At 64.1% G+C, this 3,249-nt stretch carries 6 protein-coding genes; all 6 read right to left on the bottom strand.

The genetic code is table 11. From position 1 onward, the window contains the following. On the bottom strand, window positions 1–244 hold a 244-nt coding region (gene rpsS / locus AC30PD_RS03005; protein WP_489534158.1), incomplete at its 3' end, for a 30S ribosomal protein S19. Between the two features lie 10 nt (window positions 245–254). After that, the gene (gene rplB, locus AC30PD_RS03000) at window positions 255–1,079 is read right to left on the bottom strand and encodes a 50S ribosomal protein L2 (RefSeq protein WP_489534157.1); all 825 of its coding nucleotides are present in this window, start codon (window positions 1,077–1,079) and stop codon (window positions 255–257) included. Further along, on the bottom strand, window positions 1,079–1,411 hold the full coding sequence (rplW, locus tag AC30PD_RS02995; protein WP_489534156.1) for a 50S ribosomal protein L23: 333 nt from the start codon (window positions 1,409–1,411) through the stop codon (window positions 1,079–1,081). Before rplW ends, rplB begins: the two co-directional genes overlap by 1 nt. After that, entirely contained in the window at window positions 1,408–2,028 is a 621-nt protein-coding gene (gene rplD, locus AC30PD_RS02990; RefSeq protein ID WP_489534155.1) for a 50S ribosomal protein L4, read from the bottom strand. The genes rplW and rplD overlap by 4 nt, the downstream gene beginning before the upstream one ends. Continuing rightward, window positions 2,028–2,708 (bottom strand): 50S ribosomal protein L3, encoded by a 681-nt coding sequence (gene rplC, locus AC30PD_RS02985; RefSeq protein WP_489534154.1) that lies wholly within the window; start codon window positions 2,706–2,708, stop codon window positions 2,028–2,030. Before rplC ends, rplD begins: the two co-directional genes overlap by 1 nt. 163 nt (window positions 2,709–2,871) lie before the next feature. After that, window positions 2,872–3,183, bottom strand: coding sequence for a 30S ribosomal protein S10 (gene rpsJ / locus AC30PD_RS02980; RefSeq protein WP_011831018.1), 312 nt, complete (start codon window positions 3,181–3,183; stop codon window positions 2,872–2,874). Window positions 3,184–3,249 lie beyond the last annotated feature (66 nt).

Here is a 3,249-nt window from a genome sequence, read left to right as displayed (position 1 = left end):
CCTTGAACGTGCGGGTCAGCGCAAATTCACCGAGCTTGTGGCCGACCATCTGGTCGCTGATGTAGACCGGCACGTGCTGCTTGCCGTTGTGCACCGCGATCGTCACACCGATGAAATCGGGCAGGATCGTGGAGCGTCGCGACCAGGTCTTGATCGGCTTCTTGTCTTTCGTGGCAACCGCTTTTTCGACCTTCGCCATCAGGTGATGGTCGATGAACGGGCCCTTCTTGAGTGAACGAGTCATGCCGTTCCCCTTACTTCTTGCGACGCGCGACGATCATCGTCTGCGTGCGCTTGTTGTTGCGAGTGCGGTAGCCCTTGGTCAGCGTGTTCCACGGCGACACAGGAGCCTGACCTTCACCGGTACGGCCTTCACCACCACCGTGCGGGTGGTCGACCGGGTTCATCGCGACACCCCGCACCGTCGGGCGGATGCCCTTCCAGCGGATCGCGCCGGCCTTGCCGTACTGGCGCAGGCTGTGCTCTTCGTTGGACACCTCGCCGATCGTGGCACGGCAGTCGATGTGGATCTTGCGCACTTCACCCGAGCGCAAACGCACCTGGGCGTAGACGCCTTCGCGCGCCAGCAGCGTCGCCGACGTGCCCGCCGAGCGCGCGATCTGCGCGCCCTTGCCGGGCAACATCTCGATCGCGTGGATGATCGAACCCACCGGGATGTTCTTGATCGGCAGCGTGTTGCCTGCCTTGATCGGCGCCTCGGCGCCGCTCAGGATGGTGGCGCCCACTTCCAGACCGCGCGGGGCGATCACGTAGCGGCGTTCACCGTCGGCATAGCACACCAGCGCGATGTGCGCCGTGCGGTTCGGGTCGTATTCGATGCGCTCGACCTTGGCCGGAATCGCGTCCTTGTTGCGCACGAAGTCGACCACACGGTAGTGGTGCTTGTGACCACCGCCGCGATGGCGAATCGTGATGTGCCCGTTGTTGTTGCGGCCCGCGTTCTGCATTTGCGGCTCGAGCAGCGACGCTTCGGGCCGGCCCTTGTGCAGATGCGCGTGCACCACCTTGACGACGCCACGGCGGCCCGGCGAGGTCGGTTTGACTTTGATGACGGCCATTACGCGGCCTCCCCGGAGAAGTTGAGCTCCTGGCCCTTGGCCAGCGACACATAAGCCTTCTTGACGTGGTCGCGACGGCCGATCGACTTGCCGAAACGCTTGACCTTGCCCTTCTGGATCACGGTCGAAACACCGACCACGTCGACCTTGAACATCAGTTCAACGGCCGCCTTGATTTCGGGCTTCGTCGCGTCGCGCAGCACCTTGAACAGCACCTGGTTGTGCTTCTCGGCGGTCATCGTGGCCTTTTCGGACACGATCGGCGCCACCAGCACCTGCGCCAGACGATCGGCGGCGTGCTTGGGTTTCGTGACTTGAGTGGCGGTGCTCATGCCAGCATCTCCTTGAGTTGCTCGACAGCCGCCTTGGTCACCAGCACCTTCTTGAAGTGCACCAGTGCCAGCGGGTCGGCGTGACGCGGTTCGACGATCAGCACGCCGGCCAGGTTGCGCGAGGCCAGCAGCAGGTTGTCGTCGAGCTGGTCGGTGATGACCAGAACCGAGTCGAAGCCCATCGCCTTGAACTTGGCGGCCAGCGCCTTGGTCTTGGGCGAATCGACAGTCAGTGAGTCGACGACCGACAGGCGGCCTTCACGGGCCAGCTGCGAGAAGATGGCGGCCATGCCGGCGCGGTACATCTTCTTGTTGACCTTCTGGGTGAAGTTCTCGTCAGGGCTGTTCGGGAAAATGCGACCACCCCCGCGCCACAGCGGCGACGAGGTCATGCCGGCGCGAGCGCGGCCGGTGCCCTTCTGGCGCCACGGCTTCTTCGTGGAGTGCTTGACCATCGTGCGGTCGAGCTGGGCGCGCGTGCCCTGGCGTGCGTTGGCCTGGAAGGCCACGACGATCTGGTGCACCAGCGCTTCGTTGTAGTCACGCCCGAAAAGCGTGTCAGGGGCGTCGACCTTCGACGTGGCCTGACCTTGATCGTTCAGGAGCTCGAGTTGCATTACTGGGCTCCCTTCTTGACCTTGACCTTGATCGCCGGGCTCACGACCACATGGCCGTTCTTCGAGCCGGGCACCGCGCCGCGCACCAGCAGCAGCTGGCGGGCTTCGTCGATGCGCACGATGTCGAGGTTCTGGGTCGTCTTGGTCACGTTGCCGCGCTGGCCGGACATCTTCTTGCCCGGGAACACACGGCCCGGGTCTTGCGCCATCGAGATCGAGCCCGGCACGTTGTGCGAACGGCTGTTGCCGTGCGACGCGCGTTGCGAGCTGAAGTTGTGGCGCTTGATCGTGCCGGTAAAGCCCTTGCCGATGGAAGTGCCCTGCACGTCGACTAGCTGGCCCACCGCGAAAACACCGACCGGCACTTGCGCGCCCGGTTTGTATTCGGCGGCCACGTCGGCCGGCACGCGGAATTCCTGGAGGATCTCGCCGGCTTCGACGCCGGCTTTGGCGAAGTGCCCGGCTTCCGGCTTGGAAACACGCGAGGCCTTGCGCTCACCGAACGCCACCTGAATGGCGCTGTAGCCGTCGACCAGCTCGGTCTTGACCTGGGCGACACGGTTGTTGGACACGTCGAGCACGGTCACGGGGATGGCGTCGCCATCATCCGTGAAGACGCGCATCATGCCCACCTTGCGGCCCAGCAAACCGAGGCGATGGCCCGGATTGGCTGTAGTCATGGTTTTTCTCCAGCCCCGCACGCCTCATTGACGCCGGAGCCTTTGTTCACGAGCCCGACATCGATTGGTCGGGTTGATTGGTTTCCCGTCACCGAAGTGCGGAAAAGCCTGCGATTCTAGCACCGGCGGGCGAACCCGCAAGTGCCAGACCTCGGGCGGGGTGTTACTGCAGCTTGATTTCGACGTCGACGCCGGCCGGCAGGTCGAGCTTCATCAGCGCGTCCACGGTCTTGTCGGTCGGGTCGACGATGTCCATCAGGCGCTGGTGGGTGCGGATCTCGAACTGGTCGCGCGACGACTTGTTGACGTGCGGCGAACGCAGAATGTCGAAACGCTGCATGCGCGTCGGCAAGGGCACCGGGCCCTTGACGATGGCGCCGGTGCGCTTGGCCGTGTCGACGATTTCGAGCGCCGACTGGTCGATCAGCTTGTAGTCGAATGCCTTGAGGCGGATGCGGATCTTTTGCTTTTGCATGATGAGGCCCGCCTTACTCGATGATCTTTGCCACGACGCCGGCGCCGACGGTGCGGCCACCTTCAC

Source organism: Rhizobacter sp. (assembly GCF_032229685.1).
GTDB lineage: Bacteria > Pseudomonadota > Gammaproteobacteria > Burkholderiales > Burkholderiaceae_C > LMDS01.
Note: the sequence above shows the minus strand (reverse complement) of the source record. Positions and strands in the feature narration are given on the sequence as shown.